We start from the raw sequence: 19,817 nt of genomic DNA on the forward strand, positions 1-19,817 counted from the left end.
TTTTACGTTTTGATGTCCAAACTTTCCATGATTTCTTGCCGGAATTTCACAAATTGTGTACTGTTACGGTCTCGGGGACGCAGCATGTCATTCCGGACTTCCTTCACAAGTTTTCCGGGTCTTGAACTTAATACAAAGACCCTATCTGCCAAATACAAAGCTTCATCAATATCATGGGTGATCAGTACCATTGTCTGGTTGGATCCTTCCCACAATCGGATCAGTTCGTTTTGCATGGTAAGTCTAGTGATGGCATCTAATGCGCCATATGGTTCATCTAACAAAAGAACTTCAGGATCCAGGACAAGCGCCCTTGCAATGGATGCTCGTTGTTTCATCCCTCCTGAGAGTTGATGGGGGTAATACGTCTTGAAGTTCTCCAATCCCACTTTCTCAAGTACTTTATGAATTCGCCCGCGACGTTCCTTTTTGGATACGTTGGCCAATTCTAAGCCAAGTCCGACATTATCTTCAATCGTCCGCCAGGGATATAGGGCATGTTCCTGAAAAATCATGACCCGATTCGAGTTTGGCCCTTTAATTACAGTCCCATCAGCTGATACTTCCCCTGTTGTAGGTTGTTCAAGGCCCGCCAGCATCCGAAGGGCTGTACTCTTGCCACAACCTGATGGACCGACGATTGCAACAAACTCCCCTTTTTCAACTTCTAAGCTGAGATTCTCCAGGACCGTCAACTTTCCATATGCTTTATTTACGTTTTTCAACTGTAAGGTTTTCATCATTTCTCATCCCCGCCTGCATAACGCCATTTCAGCAATTTACGCTTGATCCCATTCAAGACGACATGATCCAGGATGATGGCGATTGTACCGATCGTGACGATACTGGCCAGTACGCCTTCCATATCCGCAATCTCACCTGCGTAACTGATCGACCAGCCCAGTCCTGCTGAAGCTCCACCAACCATTTCCGCAGCAATCAAGGACCGCCATGCATTACCGAATGCTACCTGTGCACCTGTAACGAAAGCGGGTAAAGTTTCTGGCGCATATACTTTGGTAATCAATTGCCGGTTTTTCGCACCCATCACCCTTGCAAGTTCAAGATGGGTCCGGTTCACCCCTTCTGTAGCGTTTAAAACAGAAAGGGCCATCGGAAAGAAACTCGCGATTGTGATCACAAAAATGATCGGCAGGTCTCCAAACCCGATCAATACGACGAAAAAGGGGACCCATGTAATTGGCGGAATCGATTGCAAAATCGAAATGACACTTTTTAAATAAACAGAGAATGTTTTTGAGACACCGCCCAATAAACCAAGAATAGCCCCTAACAGGCATGCAACCGGGTATCCCCATGCCAACCTGTATAGGCTGCTCTGCAGACCTTTTATAAAATCAGGATTTGAAAAATTCCCGATGAATCTTTGCAAGCCTCTGACCACATCCGGCATTAAAAATTCTGGTAAAATCCATGCAGCAATCTGCCAGATTAACAACAAACTTCCGACTGCGGCCAGATAAGGCAGCGTATTGCCAAATGGCTGTAGAGGGATGGCTGGTATTCCTTTGTTTTTCACACTCAGGCCAGATTTCATAGCAACTCCCCCTGCATGTTACTTATTTTTCTTTTGCCAGGACAAATCCATAATCTCTTCTACATTGAACTTACTGTCCATGATGTCTTGTTCAACCATCAGATCAGAAACTTCTTGTATCTGTTTGACATTTTCAGGGGTTAGCTCCCAATTGAATGTCTGGGCTTCGATCGCTTCTTCTATGACATCAACAGCTGGGACTTCCCCATCTGCGGATTGGAATGTTTCCCCTTCAGAGAAACGCTTATAAATATGCTCGGCTGATTTTCCTGGGTCGTTTTCAAGCATTTCTATCGCCTCTTTTTGAGCGTCAAGCACTTTATAGATACTATCCTGATCCTCCTTCATGATCTCCCCTGAGGTGATGACGACCATACATGGGAACGGCCATACTTCTCCTATTTCATAGATTTCTTCTACATCTCCCTGTAACCTTGCAATACGGTCATAAGGTTCAAAAAGGAAAGCAGCATCCACTTTGCCGGATTGCAGTGATTGGACTGCAACTGTAGGAGAGACGTAATTCATGTTCAAATCGCTTCGCTTCAACCCTGCCTCTTGCAACGTGACACCATTCAAGACAATATCAGCTGTGCTTCCTTGCTTTTGGGATGCCAGGCTTTTCCCTTTTAAATCTTCTACTGATTTGATTCCACTGGCTTTTCGGGCCAGGATACTGTGATATCCCATTTGTGCACCGCCGACTATTTTCAGGTCTGCCCCTTTTGCCGCCCAGGACACAGCATTCGTTGCCCCTAAAACCCCGGCATCCAGTTCACCATTGACGATTCCTTTGATCAAGTCTGTCCCACTTCCGAATAGCTTCAGCTCGACATCCAAACCGTGCTTTTCATATAAACCAGCATCTTCTGCTAACATGGCAGGTGCATCGTCCATGACATTGACATAACCAATGGTCAATTTGTCAGAGCTACCGTCACCGTTACCTTGCTTGCTGTTCCCGCATGCTGCGACAGTCAGTAATAGGAACCCTGCTGATAAGCCTGTAAGCACCTTTTTAATGTTCACCTATATTCCTCCCCCTGTATAATTCCGAGTAAGTAGATAGGAATATTATATGTTTAAAAAGAGTTTGAAGTCAACAATTATGTAAAAACAAAAAAAAAGCCCGACAACCTAAGTCAAAATATCCGGCCTTTTTAAACAAATTTCATGTTTCTTCTTCATGTGGGTAAGATAAATGATGAGGTGATAACGATGAGTCGGGAAAATCGAGTAATGTGGTTCGGGTCCATTTTCGGAGCATTGATCTTCTTTTTATTCAGTGCAATCGGGATCAACCAGTTTTATAAAAGTATCGATATGAAAAGCGATAAGGGAGAAGCATCCGGGGGAAATGGCAAAAAATAGGGAGGACTATATCATGGGAAAAGTAAAACACTTACTTTCCCATTTTTTGTTTTAACATTTCAAGTTCCTCTTCATGGGAAATCCCGTAGTCCGATGGGGTTTCCAAAATAAATGGTACACCTGATAAATAGGAAGTCCTGAATAATTGTTTGAAATGTTTTTCTTCGATATGACCGCCTTTGAAAATGTTCGCATGACGGTCTTTTCCCGAACGTAAAGGATATTTGGAATTGTTCAAATTGATCACTTCGATATCCTGTATATACCCTAATTCACGCCCCTTTTCCCAGAGTTCCTCATTGTTTTCACCACTCCAGAGGCCACTTGAATAGGCATGGCACGTATCAAAGCAAAATCCGATCTTCTCAGAATACTTGGTAAGATTTTTGACCTGGATAAGTTCTTCCAATGTCGTCCCCATTGCACCTGGTTTGCCCGCATTGTTTTCAAGGAGAATTTTACAGTCTCCTTCCCACTGTTCAAGGATATTGTTCAACATCTCAATCATCAATTGATAGCTGGCTAGTTGGTCTGACTGGTTGATCCGGCTGCCAAAATGCACCACAACCCCTGCTGATCCACATGCTTCCGCGATCTCCAAGTCATTCAATAATGAATCGATGATCTGATCCTTTTTTTCAGCTGGAGGTGTCAAACTTGTTGGATATGGCGTATGGGCAACCGAAATAAGATCATGTTGGCGACAAAAATCCTTACAGCGTTCAGCGTCTTCCCGATTAAAATCCTTAACAGATAAACTTCTCGGATTTTTAGGGAAATATTGATAAGCCTGACAACCGATTTTCAATGCCCGTTTAGCAGCACCGGTGTATCCTTCCCTTATACTTACATGACAGCCGAATTTCATAACGTTCCTTTGCTCCTTTATCGGAATGAATTTTCAAACAAACCTCCTCTTCGTCTTGTTTCTTACCCAAATCCGATAAATCAGAAAAACGATAAGGAGGAAAAGGACGTACACACTGATCCCTGCCAATAGATTTTGCCAAGATGATAAAATCTGATCCCCACCATAAGCGAATATGAACATTGGAGGGATTTTCCCCAATGCAGATGCTGTGAAATAGGTCAAAAAGGAAATTTTAGTAAGACCTGAATAGATATTGACGACGGGCGGAGGAATGATAGGTACCAGCCTTGCAAAAAGAATCGCGATGAAGGCATTTTTTTCGATCATGGTATTGAACTTATGGATGCCCCGAAACCGTTGAATATATTTTTTGAAGAAATCCGAAAAGAGGTAACGTGCCGCTAAGAAGTAAAGGACTGAAGCAGATACTCCACCCCACCAATTGATAATAAGACCGATCAAGAATCCGTATTTGGCACCCATTATCCCTGCAAACAATGTGAAAGGCACTACTGGAAAAGTAGCAATAAAAGTCGAGAGGCCAAACATGATCGGCAAACGGGACAGGTCACTTTCATGGATCCATTCCAATAAGATCTCTTTATTGAAAAATACAATCGTTACCATTATGAGGTAAACAAGGATCAACCATTTTTTCATAACTTGAACTCCATACTGTTTTTATCATGTGGCCCTTCATTATCGGAATCAAGAATAGTTTCTCCATAGGTCAGTCATCATAAGTAACAAGGAGATGATGGACATGCCAAGGAATACGCAAGACCACAGAAAACCGACTTCACATCCTGACGGCGAAAAAGAAAGCATCATTAATGACTCTACTGCAACGCAAGGTGGACAAATGGGGATCTATGTAGATCAGCAAAATGATCTGGACAATCGAGACCCCAATCCCTTTCACCTTTCACAGTCTCAACCTGATGAAGACATGAAGGATTTTGAAAAATTGATGCGAGGAAAAAAAGCTGACAGTTCAAAATAAGAGTTGTGCCATACACGTTAAAGTTGCAAAATGGATCGTCCACCGTATAAGGGAAGGCGATCCATCATTGCTATTTGACTAAGAATTATTGAATGTCTGGGAAATTTCCTTTTCCGCAAAATATTCATTGGAGGATTCAAATTCTTTATGTTCATCAACAGAATCACCATGAAATCTTTCTTCGGGGTCTAGAGGGCAATCAGATTCCAGACCCGATCGAATACTGACCTTATCGCTGCCATTTTCCAGGGGTTTCTTTTTAGGCTCTTGTCCCATTTTCTTCACCTCAACCCTAGCTTGTGTAAAACTGTTTTTTTAATTCCCAAATGCAGGTTAAGATTTAAGAAAGATCATTGATTATTTTTTATAAGCCGTTATACAAACGACAGATATTGGCTTGAATTTTTTGACTTCATAGGAAACCTCCCTAAAACCTATAACTCTTTAAGGAATCCCATAAACATTTACTCCTTTACTTTTTCTAATTTTCACCGGTTTCCAATCAAAGTTTCCGCCAGGTCTAACAGATGCACTTCATCAAACACTCCCCTGAGATCATTCAATATATGGTAGCTTTCACTCCTGATTTAATCCATTTGTGTCTTTCTCTCATCAGTTAGTTGAATGAAGTAAAACTCTTTAAACATGAAAATTAAAAGAACCTTTCTTAAATTCAGGAAGGTAATTTTTACCCTTCTAAAATAAAGAAGTAGGTTAAGCAATTAAAGCAATTCAATAATGTACTTGACCTTCACATGATGTCATAGTTTAAAGTTAATCTAGATGGAAAACTGTTTTAGGAAGGTGATGGTCGATGCAAATTAACGAACTTTCTCGGAAAACCGGTGTAAGCCTTCGTTCTTTGAGATATTACGAAGAAAAAAACCTATTGCAGCCTGAAAGATTAGAAAATGGCTATAGACAATATAGTGAAATCGATATTGAACAAATCAGAATGATTAAACTTTATTTAAGTATGGGTTTGAAAACGAATGAAATCGCTGATTTGTTTCATTGTATGATCAATGGACAAACCAAAGATGCCTGTATTCGAAATGGAATTGAAAAAGGAGAAATGAAGCTTACCGAGATCCGAGAACAAATAGGATTATTACTAAAAGCAGAAGCTCAGCTAATAGAGTTGGTGGCAGATTTGAAATATAGAATCAACAAGGGGGGAATCCAAAATGAGCAATAAAAGAAGCACGATCAATCGAAGAATTGCTTTAGTTACGGGTGGAAATCGTGGTATCGGGAGAGAAATAACACGTCAGCTAGCTTCAAAAGGATACTATGTGCTCATTGGATGTCGGGATGCAGAAAAAGGAGAAAAGGCCGTTGCAGAAATGAACAAAGATGGACTTATTGTGGGTTTGCAAGTAGTTGATGTCAATGATAAAGAAACCGTCAAACAGACAATTGAACAAATAAAAAAAGAGTATGGTCGTCTGGATGTGCTTGTAAATAACGCTGGAATTATCCTTGATAGGGCTGTTCCTGTTTTAAAAGTAGGAGAATCAGTGATAAAAGAGACCTTTGAAACGAATTTTTTTGGTGCTTTACGAATGATACAAGAGGTTGTACCTTTGATGCAGCAATGGAAGTATGGACGAATAGTCAATATTTCATCAGGTTTGGGAGCTTTTGAAATCATGAGTGGTCAAGGGCCAATCCAAATTGGCGGATCCTCAGCTGCTTATCGAATATCTAAAACCATGCTCAATGCCTTAACCTGTTTAGTCGCACAAGATATATCTGAAAAGGGCATCAAAGTGAACGCGGTTTGTCCTGGCCGCGTACAAACAGATATGGGAGGAGCTGATGCACCTAGTACGGTTGAAGAAGGTGCAGATACCGCTGTATGGTTAGCTACATTAGATGAAGAAGGACCTAATGGTGGTTATTTCCGTGATCGCCAGCCGATTTCTTGGTGACGATTGGTTTGATGAAAGAGAGCGAATAACAATGAAAGAGTTCATTTTATGCTGGTTTTCATAAGATACTTTTCTAACGTCCCTTAGTATTCGAGTACAAAATCCTTAAATGACAAGAAAAGCGCAAACGCCCTGTTCAGCCACGAAGGTCACTGGAAGTCCGACGAGGAGGCTGTCGCCGCCGCAGGAGGTCTGAAGTGATCCAAGTGGTTAGGCGTTGGAGCTAGACATTTCTTCACCGCAACCAAAATGTTTATACTTCTTATCCTTCAAGAAAAAACGCAGGTGATTTCCAATGTGAAACCATCTACGTTTTAATATGTTCACTTCAACCAATAACTTTTTTATTTTTCGAACTTGTCAACATCAAAGTTTTGGAAGACATGCTTCTCATACATCGGGAATATTTCTTTCCCTGTCAAATGATTGATGATGACTTTATTCCGATGGACTGCGAGCCCTAAATTCGTGGATCCTACTCCATGAGAATGGGAGATTCCGCTATGGACATAAATCTGATTCGGGATATTGAGACGTAAGCGGTAATCCGATTCTACTTCATACCTCCCATAGTCATCCCAGGAGATGTAAGGTTTCAAACCATTGATAAAGTCTGGTACATACGGGCGATATCCGGTTCCAATAATGACGACTTCACTCTCAAGCTTGAAATCCTTGCCTTGCTGCCACTGGTGACATTGCAACTCATATTTCCCGTCTTTTTCTTGAATACCCTTCACTTCAGTCATTGCCTGCAAACCGACCTGCATCTTTCGGCGGGAAACGGTATTTTCATAAAGCAAATTATAGATGTCGGTCACCGTGTGCGAACTGATCCCCTTATACAAGAGATCTTGGGTTCCGAAAATTTCATCCTTCTTTTCCTGAGGAAAGTCATAAAAATAATTCACATAATCAGGGGAAAATTGCTCTACGCTTAATTTAGATTCTTCCATTGTCAAGAAGCTTTGTGATCGTGTAATCCAATTCAAACGATATTCATGCTCCATATGGTCTTTCAATAACTCTCTGAATACTTCAGCAGCACTTTGCCCTGAGCCGATCACCGTAATGGAATTCGCTTCTCTGCATCTGTCTTGCCGACTGAGATATTCAGCCGTATGAAAAACATCTTCTCCAGGAAACCCACGGAACGTTTTCGGTATCGCAGGAACCCCTCCAGTACCAAGAACAAGATTTTTGCTTTTATAGACAGAGGTCTCTTCTGTATGTATATCTAGTACAGTCACTAAATATAGTTCCTCAGCTTCATTGAAATCCAGTTCTACGACTCTTTTGCCAAATCGGCAACTTTCCAATTCATTCGCAACCCATTGGCAATAATCATTATATTCCCTTCTCGGGATGTCCAACCGTTGTAAAAAGTAGAATGGGTATAAGCGGTTCTCTTTTGATAGATAGTTCAGAAAGCTGTATCTGCTTGTCGGATCTGCTAGTGTGACCAGATCTGCCATAAAAGGGACTTGAAGGCGTGTCCCTACTATCAACATTCCAGGGTGCCAATCAAATTGCGGCTTTTGATCGAAAAATAATGCATCGATTTCAGTACGGTCTTCTATCAACGCTGCAAGACTTAAATTGAAAGGTCCTATCCCTGCTCCTAATAAATCATATACATGATCATCCATGGTCCTACCACCTCTATTTAAAATCTTGTTCTATTATAATGGAAAAAGAAAAAAGAATACACTAATGCAATATAGATGTTCTATAAACTAAAATGCTCAAAACCCTTCTATCCTAAACAAAAAAGACTGACCCCAAAGGCAGTCCTTTAAGGTCAGGTCTCTGTTCATAAATTATTTTGTAAGTTCGTTCAAAGCGTTCGTCAATGTGTTGACGATGAAGTCCAGGTCGCTATCTTCAAGACTCAACGGTGGTGACAAACTCAATACGTTGTTGTAGCCTGCTACTGTCACGCCATTCTTCCCGATGAGCAGTTTATTCTTTTTACAAGTTGCCATCACGTCATTCAGCTTATTGGTATCAAGTGGTTCTTTCGTTTCTTTATTTTCCACAAGCTCAATTCCGATCAATAGTCCTTTCCCTCTCACGTCTCCGACATTAGGATGATTTTGAAGGCGGTTCTGCAGTTCATTTTTGAGACGATCCCCTAATTCACGGGAGCGGTCAAAGAGTTTTTCATCTTCCATAATTTCAAGATTCTTCAATGCCACTGCGCAAGAGGCAGGACTTCCGCCGAACGTATTGACATGGCGGAAGAAATCATACTCCTCGCTGCCTTTGAACGCTTCATAAACCTCTTTTTTGACCGCGGTAGCCGAAAGGGGCAAATAGGCGGATGTAATCCCTTTGGCCATCGTAATGATGTCTGGCTGTACATCATAATTCTGGAATCCAAACGGTTTCCCTGTTCTGCCGAATCCACAGATGACTTCATCGACGATCAGCAAGGCACCATGTTTTTCACAGATTTCTTTGACTGCTTTCATGTATCCATCCGGCGGCACAAGAATCCCGCCTCCTGTGATGATCGGCTCCATGATCATAGCCGCTATCGTTTCACTCAACTCCCACGTCATCGTGCGATCGATTTCCTGGACACACGCCATTTCATGGGCATCTTCCAGGTCCGCATCTGGCATCCGATACGTATCTGGAGGGGACACATGGAGGAAGCCCTGTGCTAACGGTTCGTATCTGTACTTCCGTTGTGCCTGGCCAGTCGCAGCAAGGGATCCCATCGTATTCCCATGATAGGCCCTGTACCGCGATACGATTTTATGGCGGTTATGCTCACCTTTTTGCTGGTGGTATTGCCTTGCTATTTTGAAGGCTGCTTCATTCGCTTCTGAACCACTGTTGGAAAAGAAAATCACATAATCGCCGCCGAGCATTTCATTAAGCTTCTCAGCAAGCCTGACAGCAGGTGCATGACTGTGTGTCAAAGGAAAGTAAGCCATCTCCTTCAATTGTTCATATGCAGCATCTGCAAGTTCCGTCCTTCCATACCCGACATTCACGCACCATAATCCAGCCATGGCATCCAAATATTTTTCTCCGTTAATATCGGTGACCCATGCTCCTTTTGAACTTGAGACGACCATCGTTGCATTCGGATTATAAGGCTTCATCGAATGCCAGACGTATTGATCATCTTTTTTCAAAATATCTTGGGATTGATCAACTTTATGGACCATCATTGCTTCCCCCTTTTTAATAGTCAAACCTTGAAGTGATCATCTTTTTCCGTGTATAGAAGTTGATTCCGTCTTTTCCGTTTACATGAAGGTCACCATAGAAGGAGTCTTTCCACCCAGAGAACGGGAAGAAAGCCATCGTCGCTGGCACTCCTACATTTATGCCGAGCATTCCTGCATCCGCTTCTTCTCTGAATTGACGCACTGCCTGGGCATTTTTCGTATAGAGCGTCGCCCCATTTCCATAACGGGATTTCCTGATATATTCAAGGGCTTCGTTTAAATTTTCCGCTCGCAGTAAACTCAGCACAGGTGCAAAAATCTCATCTTTGGCGATTGTCATTTCAGGGGTTACATGGTCGAAGATCGTTGCCCCTAGGAAGTTTCCGCCTTCCAGATCTGACATTTCGCTCCTGCCATCACGAATCAGATCTGCACCTTCCTTGATCCCTTTTTCAATATAACCGAGTACTTTTTCTAGATGGGATTTTCGTATTACTGGGGTCAAAAGGACCTCCGTATCCAGACCGTTACCGATTGTCAGCTCATCTGCTTTTTTCCGGAGTGCTTCCACAAACTGATCATTATCACCGACGACAACGACAGCACTGCATGCCATACACCGTTGACCAGCGCTTCCGAACGTTGAACTGATGACATTTTGCACTGCTTTTTCAATATCCGCGTCCGGCATCACGACATGGTAATTTTTCGCACCCGATAATGCCTGCACACGTTTTCCGTTTTGAGCAGCTCTTTCATATACATATTTCGCGACCGGCTGAGAGCCTACGAAGGAGATCGCTTTGACGTCTGGGTGGTCCAGGAGACCATTCACAACATCATGTGCCCCATGTACGATATTGAAGACACCTTCCGGCAGGCCAGCTTCAGTCAATAGTTCCGCTAACCTGTTCGCTAAAATCGGTGTGCGTTCCGAAGGCTTCAGTATAAACGAATTCCCACATACGATCGCCAGCGGGAACATCCATAGCGGAACCATCATCGGAAAGTTGAACGGAGTGATCCCTCCGACCACGCCCAAAGGATAGCGGAACATTTCCGAATCGATATCTTCCGCAATGTTGGAGAGCGTCTCCCCCATCAGGTGTGTAGGAGCCCCTGCCGCAAATTCAATACATTCTATACCACGCTGGACTTCTCCATAAGCCTCTTTAAACGCTTTGCCATTCTCCTGAACAACTAATTTAGCAAGCTCTTCATGATTCTCTGTGACAAGATGATGAAATTTGTACATGACACGGGCGCGTTTTGGAACAGGTACATTCTTCCACGTTTGAAAAGCAGTCTGGGCAGCCTCGACCGCCTTATTCAAATCTTCTTTCGTTGAAATCGGTACACGTGCCAGTACTTCTTTAGTAGCGGGGTTCGGTACCTCCAGGTCTGCTGTACTGTTCGAGGCAATCCATTGTCCATTGATATAATTCTTCAGTAATTTCGTATCACTTTTGGTTACTGTCATTCAGAAAGCGCCTCCCTTATATTAGTTGATCCCTTTCCATTATCTCTGATTCTATATGGTGTTACATTAGACAGAATGTCAAAAAATCCTCCCTTTACATCACATACAATTATGTGAATTACGTTGAAACAGGCTTGTCCGATTTTACATTTTGCATATTAACCTGTGTATTCAAGTAATTATGGGCGAAAAGCATGAACTCGATCGCCATACGTTTTTCAGAATTCGACATGAAATCTTCTCCTAATAGCCTTTCTAACTTTTCCAGGCGGTAATACAAGGTTTGGCGTACGATGAATAACTGTTCTGCTGTTTCTTTTTTTGACCCATTGCATGCTAAATAGGCCTTCAGGGTGTGTAATAATTTACCGTTGAATTGTTTGTCATACTCGATGACAGGGCTCAAGTATTCCGTGATCATGTGCTGGAACTCATTCTGTGACTTCACGAGGCTGATGACCCTGTACATATGTAAGTCTTCATAAAAGCTGCAAAATCGTTCAGTCCTCATGTTCTTTTGTAATTTCAGTGTTTCTACAGCTGTTTCATAACTTCTGCCAATATCACTTAACGTTTCGATATATTGCCCGACAGCCATACTCGTAATCTTGAAGGCATGTTTTTTCAGGAATTCTGTTTGATACACCCTTTCCATCCCTTTGTTCAATCGTTGCTTCCAAGAACTCTTCCCGCGTTTATTAAGTAAAATATAGACGATGTAACCGTGCCTTTCTGTCGTAATCATATGAAATCCTTGTTGTTCAAAAATAGCCCTGATGAATAAATTGAGATACGTGATGTTTGAGCTTGTGGTGTTTTGTGACAGTTTACATATCGCTGCAGTACCCCCAAGTACATTCAGCTTCCCCTCATGATAAGTGAGGTTATCCGACGTTTCCTGTTCGTTGTGTTTTCCATCCAGCCAATTCGTGATCCACTCATTTTTTTCTGTCCGGCGCCTCTCTTCGACATACATTTCTCGTAAAAAGAGCTGTGCGAGCACCGTCGCTGTCCGATCAAGGATCAACAGATCGAATTCGTTGATTTCACGTTCCCTTGATACAATGAAAATTTCACCATATTCCTGCTCCATAAGCGGTACAGGCTTATGGCTTATAAACGGGGAATCACCTGCCTGATCAAGGTATGAAAGAAGGTCATCCCTTCTTTCATCGCTCAATTCAGGCACGTAGATATCCTCGGCATTCAAAGTTCTCATCAAAACTTGCAGGCCTGTATATTCTTGCATTAATGTCAGCATTTCTACGCTGTTTTCTATCGCCAGCAATTTCTGGTTCAATTTTTGGGAATAGTCTTCGAGATCCTGGATCATTTGATAATGTTGATTGATCAGTTGAACATGGATGTCTTGCGTGATATTCACGAACTGGACCTCTTCTAAAAAAAGAATGATCGGAAAACAATAATGGTCGGCCAGCCTGATGACCTCATCTGGAATCGAATCCGTGTAGGTCCCGATTTCAATACATAGACCGGCCGCACCACAATCGATCAATTGTTCAAGGAAATCAACAAGTAATGCATGATTATCTTTCCAGGCTACACCCGTCGAAAGAATGAGTTCATTACCGTTCAACAGCTTACGGATATTCGGAACTTCTACGACATGGACCCACTTGACTTGACGGGTCAATCCTTCAACCCCGGCAATCACTTCTGTTTTCTCAAAGTGCTTCCTGCTCAATATATCTTTTACAGCTAAGCTCGAATGATGTTGCAAGTTTGGACACTCCGATCTATGAACATCGTTAACTCGGCGGCCATACAAATTTTGCCTGGAATCTTAAGATCGCTTCATCGGCAAGTACTTCTCCAAGGTCCGAAGCATATTCTGGTATGATTCTTGCTCATCAAAGTCATCTGAACGCCAATTCCTGAATACCCAGTCTGCCAATTCTTGAGGCGTGTTGAAGAATTCGCCGCTGGAATCGGCTTTTCTAAGCATATAACGTCCGTTGTCCTCATCAATCGTTACTTCACATGGAAACATACTCTCTTTGCACTTCAGGGAAAATTCCATTGAAGAACTCCTTTCTTTTATAAAGGAATTGTTGAATTTCAAGGCCGCTTAGAACGTTTCTTTATGTGAAATTCGCAAAAAGAAACAAATTAAACAAAGCCTCCTGTTAAAGGATCAAACGTTTTGACGTTGCTAAAAGAAGGTTGGAAAAATATTTTCTTGCATCAGCCGTTTTAATATGGAGTGTTTCAGTTTCGCTGCCATTCTTTTCAAACGTCACTATAGCTCCACTTAAATTCTCTTGCACATTTTTGATGAAATATCCTTTTTCAAACATAAGATCGATTTGTTCACGTTCTGAAAGGTACTCCTTGTAATCAGACATATAGACCCTCCTCTATCCAACTATCCTTTTCACATCCGCCGAATATTGAGATTATTTAACGTTCTTCAATTCTACCTGTTGTTGTTCATCCTCAAGATTCCAATCCCGGCCAACAGTAATGCCAAGAAACTTCTCATCACTTGGATCTTCGATTTCAGCCTGAAGGTACTTCTGGAAGTACCAGTACTTACAGAGTAGATAGTAACAAGCAGCGCCTAACACAAAACCGATCAAGAAGGAATAATTCGGGAAGAAGTAAGAAACGACAGCACCTATGATCCATGAGATGAATCCAGCAACGTTCACACCGCCAGCATATTTGAATTGCCCATCCGGTTTATACAGATCATAGACATTCACACGTCGTTTCCTCAGCAAATAGTAATCAGCAAATAATATGCCGACGATCGCTGACAGGATGCCACCAACAATGAGCAGTACCGGAATAATGATGCCGAACAAACTCCATGGTTGGACGACTGTCCCTACAACACCTGCAGCAAATACCCCTGCCCAAAAAGGAAACTTAGGTCCACCGACATTCGAAAAGATTGTAGCAGCTGGAACGATATTCGCCGAGATATTCGTCGACCATTGCGCAAGGACGATCATGAGTAAAAGGATGCCTAATACAAGCCCGGTCGCTGTTTCCTGGAGGGCAAGGACCGGATCATAGTTCTGGACCGCGATATAAGCCACCGCACCAATAACGATCATAAAGGTTTGTGTCAACGGTAATGCGATCAGGCTGCCGACAATGGCGCCTTTATTTCGTTTGAACCAGTTCCGTTCGAACTTCGGAGCCTTGATGAATCGCGAAATGGAAGGAATATCTGCAGAAAGGGTTGCCCAGAATCCCATATTACTGAAGATGACGACTAAGAATGCGGTGAACGCTGCCCCGCCTGTCACCGGGTTTTCAGCCCATGTCCATACATTACGACCTTCGGCAGCCGCTGTACCGGATAACTCCAGATACATCCAGATTGAAATGAGGATGATCGTCGGTGCTGCCATATCGGCAAACCGTTCAACCGCTTTAATCCCCAATGCTGTATTCAGTAACTGTACGAAGGCGAAAATGAAGAAGCAGACGAGCCAGTTGTCAAATCCCCATAGCATATTCAATATGCCATTCATGGCGGTTGCTCCGAAATAGGTGTTGATCCCAAACCACATGGATGCAGCTACTCCGCGGACAATGGAAGGGATATGTGTCCCGATCGTTCCGAATGGTGCGCGCATATAGACGGGGAATGAAAGGCCGTGTTCAATCCCGATATCTGCGATCAATGAAATGAAAAGCCCAATGGCCACAGAACCGATGATCGTCGCGAAAACGACGAGAGGCAAAGGAAGCGACATGACCCCAGCTCCACCAATTGCAAACGTCGCGAGGACAACAACCATACCAACCCACATGAAGGAAAAACCAAGGGTTGTAATCTTTCTCCCTTCCTGACTGATCGGCAGCAGGTCAGGAGATTTCAAATAACTTTCCGGTTTTTTCATTACAATCACTCCTCATACCCTTTAAATAAATGCAATTGGTGTGAAATCATGGTGCTTTAATAATATGCTGCCTATGATCCTTGTTAGCACAACGAAAAGTGCAAACGCCCTGGTCCGCCCTGGTCAACCACGAAGGTCACTGAAAGTCTGACGAGGAGGCTTTCGCCGCCGCAGGAGGACCGAAGGATCCAAGTGGTTGGGCGATGGAGCTAGACATCACTTCATCGAATTTATATTTTCTTATCTTTTTAAAAAAACCATTCTGATTCTGCGATAAGTATGGACAAAGGGAACAATGGTTCTGAAGCTAGATCGTCATTTTTTCATCAGCCGGCTTCAGAATCTGATTATAACGAGCTCGTTTCAGATAGTTCCCAGTTCCCAGCTTACCGACAAACTTCTTATCCCGGATGACGAACTCTCCTCGTGAAAGGACAGATATCGCTTCACCGGTAACCTTCATTCCTTCAAAGGCATTGTAGTCGACCGCCATATGGTGGGTCTTTGCTGAAATCGTGCGTTCTACGTTCGGATCGAAAATCACAATGTCAGCATCTGCACCGACTGTAATCGTTCCCTTCTTAGGGAACAATCCAAACAGCTTCGCAATTCGTGTCGACATGATATCAACGAATTGATTCAATGTAATCCGACCCTTTTTGACCCCTTCTGAGAAAAGGATGCTTACACGATCTTCAATCATCGGACCACCATTCGGGATTTTGGAGAAATCACCTTTTCCTAAATCCTTTTGACCGACAAAATCAAACGAACACTGATCGGATCCCAATGTCTGCAGCTGTCCGTTCTTCAAAGCATTCCAAAGGACTTCCTGATTCCACTTTTCCCTTAACGGTGGAGACCAGACATATTTCGCCCCTTCAAAGTCAGGTTTTTCAAGGTATGTTTGGTCAAGTGCCAAGTATTGAGGGCACGTCTCCCCCCATACATCGAACCCCTTGTTCCTGGCTTCTGCAATCTTCTCGACAGCTTCCGCACAAGATACATGCACGACATACAACTGGGATTTTGCCAGGCCGGTCAGCTGGGCCGCCCTCCCTGTTGCTTCCCCTTCCACTTCTGGTGGCCGGGTCAATGCATGGTAAATCGGATCAGTCTGTCCTTTTTCCAGGGCTTCTTTCACAAGGTAATCAATGACATCTCCGTTTTCTGCATGGACCATGACAAGGCCGCCCTGCTCTTTTGCCATGACGAGTGTTTTGAACAAAGTTTCGTCATCTGCCTGGAACACATTTTTATAAGCCATGAAGACCTTGAAAGAAGTGATCCCTTCTTTATCCATGATCGAAGGGAGTTGATTGAGCACATCCTCGTTCAATTCTGAAATCATCAGATGGAAGCTGTAATCAATGACAGCTTTGTCCTTCGATTTTGTATGCCATGCACCGATCGCCTTCTGGAGCGGCTCTCCCTTATTCGTCAAGCAAAAGTCGATGACTGTGGTCGTCCCGCCGAACGCTGCAGCAATTGTCCCTGTTTCGAAATCATCCTTCGATACCGTTCCGCCGAAAGGCATTTCTAAATGGGTATGGGGATCGATTCCGCCAGGGAATACATAGCAGCCTTTTGCATCAATTTTTTCTGCCCCATGTTCATCCAGGTTTTCCCCAATCGCGATAATACGCTCGTTCTCAATCAATATATCTGCACAATACGTATCCGAAGCTGTGACAATGGTTCCGTTCCGTATGATTTTCTTCACGATCAAATCACCTTCCAGAAATTATTTTATAGGATCCGCACTCGGATTCTGTAAAGACCCAATCGCCGCTTGCCGGTCATTCCATGTCATCGGCGGGTGTTCACTTTCGACTTCGACCATATCGATCGCTCCATCAACCGGGCAAACAATCGAGCAAAGGTTACAACCGACACAATCTTCCTCTCGAACCTCCAAATAAGAATTCCCTTGATCATCCTTCAACATATCGATACATTGATGAGATGTATCTTCGCAAGCAATATGGCACTTGTTGCAATTGATACACACATCATTATTGATCCGGGCAACGATTTTATAATTGAGATCAAGGTTGCCCCAATCTGAATACTTCGGTACAGATTTCCCGATGATATCCTGTACGGACGCAATTCCCTTTTCATCTAAATAGTTATTCAAGCCATCGATCATATCCTCGACAATTCGGAATCCGTGATGCATGGCGGCTGTGCAAACTTGGACATTGGACGCTCCCATCAGCATGAATTCAACCGCATTCTGCCAATTCGAAACCCCTCCCATACCAGAAATCGGGACATTGATTCTTGGGCTCCGTGCACACTCGCCGACCATGTTCAGTGCAATCGGTTTTACTGCTGGTCCGCAATAACCTCCATGTGCACCCTTCCCTCCAACATGAGGAATCGTGTTCCAGGAGTCCAGATCCACACCAGCTAAACTATTGATCGTATTGATCATGCTGATGGCATCCGCTCCACCTCGTGCTGCTGCTTCAGCTGTTGCAGTTATATCCGTTATGTTGGGTGTCAGCTTTACGATGACGGGAGTCTGGGCCGCTTCTTTTACCCAATACGTCTGTTTTTCTACTAGTTCAGGAACCTGTCCTGAAGCCGATCCCATTCCTCTTTCAGCCATACCGTGCGGACATCCGAAATTCAATTCAAGTCCGTCAACACCGACTTCTTCCACCCTTTTCACAATCTCATGCCACTTCTCTTGTTGAGGTTCGACCATCAAGGAAGCAACGACAGTATGATTTGGAAAACGTTTTTTCGTTTCATAAATTTCCTGTAGATTGACTTCGAGCGGTCGGTCTGTGATCAGTTCGATATTGTTGAAACCAGCAACCCTTTGTCCATTGAAACTGACGGCTGCGAAGCGTGATGAAACGTTCAAGATCGGGTCTCCAAGGGTTTTCCATACTGCTCCTCCCCATCCTGCTTCGAACGCCCTTTGGACCTGGTAACCAGAATTGGTTGGAGGTGCAGAGGCAAGCCAAAATGGATTCGGCGATTCGATCCCAGCTAAATTCGTCCTTAAATCTGCCATTCTATATTACTCCCCTTTCTTCTGAGTCTCCTGGCCAGCATATTAAGCCGTCACTGTTTCCTCCATATAGTGCGAATGGATTGCGTACGCTGCTTTCTTCCCCTGTTGAGCCGCCGTCACGACCATCGCTTCACTTTTTCCTTTTCCAAAAGTGATATCTCCACAGGCAAACACTTTTGGGTTCGAGGTACGATAATCCTCCGAGATTTGGACGACGCCATCGATATGTTCAAGTCGGAAAAGATCGATCAGGCTTTGGTGCCTGGTCTGGCCGATCGCCTTGATGACAGCATCGACAGGCAAGATGAAATTCGATCCTTCGACTGGTACCGGACGTCTTCTGCCATCAGCTCCCGGTTCACCAAGCTCCATCTTGATACATTCGATCGCTTTAACCCGACCGTTTTCATCCCCATGGATTTTGATCGGCTGAGTCAACCATCTGAATTCAACACCATCCTGCTTAGCAAATTCATACTCGAAATCATAAGCACTCATTTCTTCCTGTGTTCGACGATAAAGGATCTTTACATTTCCAGCACCAAGACGGACTGAGCAAGTCGCACCATCGATTGCTGTATTACCCGCTCCGATGACGACTACATTCTTTCCGACAAGTCGGTTGGATAACGGTTTCGTTTTCGTATCCTTAACAAACTCGATTGCATCATACACGCCATCAAGGTCCTCTCCGTCAATGCCTAAATCCGGAACACGGCCCATTCCAGCAGCTAATACGACATGATCGAAAGAGTTTAACAGCTCGTCTGCTGACACATCTTTTCCTACTGCCGTATTGGTACGGATTTTTACATCAAGGCTCTTCACCTGGTCGACTTCCCAATAGGAGATTTTTTGCGGGAGACGGAAGGATACGATACCGTAAGTGTTCAAACCTCCTGCAGTCGGCGATGCTTCAAAAATCGTCACATCATAACCAAGAAGCGAAAGCTCACGGGCAGCCGATAGACCTGCAGGGCCTCCCCCTACAATGGCGACGGATTTACCATTGCTTTGTCCTTTTTGAAACAAAACCTGGTCGTTCTTGATCGCCCAATCAGTGGCATACCGTTGCAGGTCGCCGATCATGATCGGTTTCGTCGAATGGTTGAGAACACACGCCCCTTCACATAATTCTTCTGTAGGACAGACACGTGCACAACTAGCTCCGACCGGATTTGCAGTCATGATCGTCTTCGCGGATCCTTTTATATTTCCAGAAGCGATTTTTTTAATAAACGTTGGAATGTCAATGCCAGTTGGACATGCCTGGATACAGGGCGCATCATAGCAATAAAGACATCGATTCGCCTCTTCAACAGCTTCACGGTCGGATAATGCAGGATGGACTTCTTGAAAGTTTTTCGGAAGTTCTGTCAGTGAAATATGCAGCTTTTCAGAATTCCCCACATCAAAGCCCCCTTTTGGAGTTGGTAGAATGATTGGATAAACAGATCTAAAAAAGGCGACTCGAATCAGCAGTGATGATAAGCCGCCTTCAGTTAC

Annotated in this window: 20 protein-coding genes; 4 read left to right on the forward strand and 16 right to left on the reverse strand. The window is 43.6% G+C overall.

Annotated elements, in window-relative coordinates; translation table 11 throughout:
• Window positions 1-2: 2 nt before the first annotated feature.
• From L1611_RS04400 to L1611_RS04410, 3 genes are read right to left on the reverse strand one after another with little or no spacing between them, the layout of a single operon-like run.
• A complete protein-coding gene (locus L1611_RS04400) occupies window positions 3-740 on the reverse strand; it encodes an ABC transporter ATP-binding protein (RefSeq protein WP_236311869.1) in 738 nt (245 codons plus the stop codon).
• A complete protein-coding gene (locus L1611_RS04405; RefSeq protein WP_225066812.1) occupies window positions 740-1,558 on the reverse strand; it encodes an ABC transporter permease in 819 nt (272 codons plus the stop codon). The genes L1611_RS04400 and L1611_RS04405 overlap by 1 nt, the downstream gene beginning before the upstream one ends.
• Window positions 1,559-1,576: 18 nt before the next feature.
• The gene (locus L1611_RS04410) at window positions 1,577-2,587 is read right to left on the reverse strand and encodes an ABC transporter substrate-binding protein (RefSeq protein ID WP_236311870.1); all 1,011 of its coding nucleotides are present in this window, start codon (window positions 2,585-2,587) and stop codon (window positions 1,577-1,579) included.
• 189 nt (window positions 2,588-2,776) lie between these two features.
• Here L1611_RS04410 and L1611_RS04415 point away from each other — a divergent pair, with 189 nt between their 5' ends.
• A complete protein-coding gene (locus L1611_RS04415; protein WP_236311871.1) occupies window positions 2,777-2,929 on the forward strand; it encodes a hypothetical protein in 153 nt (50 codons plus the stop codon).
• A gap of 31 nt (window positions 2,930-2,960) precedes the next feature.
• Here the strand turns inward: L1611_RS04415 and L1611_RS04420 are convergent, their stop codons facing one another.
• Entirely contained in the window at window positions 2,961-3,797 is an 837-nt protein-coding gene (locus L1611_RS04420) for a deoxyribonuclease IV (protein ID WP_236311872.1), read from the reverse strand.
• A 33-nt stretch (window positions 3,798-3,830) separates the two neighbouring features.
• Window positions 3,831-4,460 (reverse strand): TVP38/TMEM64 family protein, encoded by a 630-nt coding sequence (locus tag L1611_RS04425; RefSeq protein ID WP_236311873.1) that lies wholly within the window; start codon window positions 4,458-4,460, stop codon window positions 3,831-3,833.
• Window positions 4,461-4,563: 103 nt separating this feature from the next.
• On the opposite strand from L1611_RS04425, the gene L1611_RS04430 reads away from it, so the two are divergent.
• On the forward strand, window positions 4,564-4,803 hold the full coding sequence (locus L1611_RS04430; protein ID WP_225066817.1) for a hypothetical protein: 240 nt from the start codon (window positions 4,564-4,566) through the stop codon (window positions 4,801-4,803).
• Between the two features lie 78 nt (window positions 4,804-4,881).
• Here L1611_RS04430 and L1611_RS04435 read toward each other — a convergent pair whose 3' ends face one another.
• Complete coding sequence (locus L1611_RS04435; protein WP_236311874.1) at window positions 4,882-5,079, reverse strand: hypothetical protein; 198 nt, start codon at window positions 5,077-5,079, stop codon at window positions 4,882-4,884.
• Between the two features lie 538 nt (window positions 5,080-5,617).
• Between L1611_RS04435 and L1611_RS04440 the strand changes: the two genes are divergently transcribed.
• Complete coding sequence (locus L1611_RS04440; protein WP_236311875.1) at window positions 5,618-6,001, forward strand: MerR family transcriptional regulator; 384 nt, start codon at window positions 5,618-5,620, stop codon at window positions 5,999-6,001.
• Window positions 5,991-6,737 (forward strand): SDR family oxidoreductase, encoded by a 747-nt coding sequence (locus tag L1611_RS04445; protein WP_236311876.1) that lies wholly within the window; start codon window positions 5,991-5,993, stop codon window positions 6,735-6,737. Before L1611_RS04440 ends, L1611_RS04445 begins: the two co-directional genes overlap by 11 nt.
• A 344-nt stretch (window positions 6,738-7,081) precedes the next feature.
• Here the strand turns inward: L1611_RS04445 and L1611_RS04450 are convergent, their stop codons facing one another.
• The 10 genes from L1611_RS04450 to L1611_RS04495 all read right to left on the reverse strand — a co-directional run bounded on the left by L1611_RS04450 (window position 7,082) and on the right by L1611_RS04495 (window position 19,721).
• On the reverse strand, window positions 7,082-8,386 hold the full coding sequence (locus L1611_RS04450) for a lysine N(6)-hydroxylase/L-ornithine N(5)-oxygenase family protein (RefSeq protein WP_236311877.1): 1,305 nt from the start codon (window positions 8,384-8,386) through the stop codon (window positions 7,082-7,084).
• A 171-nt stretch (window positions 8,387-8,557) separates the two neighbouring features.
• Window positions 8,558-9,919: an aspartate aminotransferase family protein gene (locus L1611_RS04455; RefSeq protein WP_236311878.1), complete on the reverse strand. Its 1,362-nt coding sequence runs from the start codon at window positions 9,917-9,919 to the stop codon at window positions 8,558-8,560.
• A gap of 16 nt (window positions 9,920-9,935) precedes the next feature.
• On the reverse strand, window positions 9,936-11,402 hold the full coding sequence (locus tag L1611_RS04460) for a CoA-acylating methylmalonate-semialdehyde dehydrogenase (RefSeq protein ID WP_236311879.1): 1,467 nt from the start codon (window positions 11,400-11,402) through the stop codon (window positions 9,936-9,938).
• Window positions 11,403-11,520: 118 nt separating this feature from the next.
• Entirely contained in the window at window positions 11,521-13,143 is a 1,623-nt protein-coding gene (locus L1611_RS04465; RefSeq protein WP_236311880.1) for a PucR family transcriptional regulator, read from the reverse strand.
• A 63-nt stretch (window positions 13,144-13,206) separates the two neighbouring features.
• Entirely contained in the window at window positions 13,207-13,443 is a 237-nt protein-coding gene (locus L1611_RS04470; RefSeq protein WP_236311881.1) for a hypothetical protein, read from the reverse strand.
• A 106-nt stretch (window positions 13,444-13,549) separates the two neighbouring features.
• Window positions 13,550-13,768, reverse strand: coding sequence for a hypothetical protein (locus L1611_RS04475; RefSeq protein ID WP_236311882.1), 219 nt, complete (start codon window positions 13,766-13,768; stop codon window positions 13,550-13,552).
• A 51-nt stretch (window positions 13,769-13,819) separates the two neighbouring features.
• Window positions 13,820-15,280, reverse strand: a complete 1,461-nt coding sequence (locus L1611_RS04480; RefSeq protein WP_236311883.1) for an NCS1 family transporter — start codon at window positions 15,278-15,280, stop codon at window positions 13,820-13,822.
• A 307-nt stretch (window positions 15,281-15,587) separates the two neighbouring features.
• Window positions 15,588-17,003, reverse strand: coding sequence for a dihydropyrimidinase (gene hydA / locus L1611_RS04485; protein WP_236311884.1), 1,416 nt, complete (start codon window positions 17,001-17,003; stop codon window positions 15,588-15,590).
• 21 nt (window positions 17,004-17,024) lie between these two features.
• Entirely contained in the window at window positions 17,025-18,311 is a 1,287-nt protein-coding gene (gene preA / locus L1611_RS04490; protein ID WP_236311885.1) for an NAD-dependent dihydropyrimidine dehydrogenase subunit PreA, read from the reverse strand.
• Between the two features lie 42 nt (window positions 18,312-18,353).
• Window positions 18,354-19,721, reverse strand: a complete 1,368-nt coding sequence (locus L1611_RS04495) for an NAD(P)-dependent oxidoreductase (RefSeq protein ID WP_407681691.1) — start codon at window positions 19,719-19,721, stop codon at window positions 18,354-18,356.
• Window positions 19,722-19,817 lie beyond the last annotated feature (96 nt).

Source organism: Pseudalkalibacillus salsuginis, assembly GCF_021646685.1.
GTDB lineage: Bacteria > Bacillota > Bacilli > Bacillales > Fictibacillaceae > Pseudalkalibacillus > Pseudalkalibacillus salsuginis.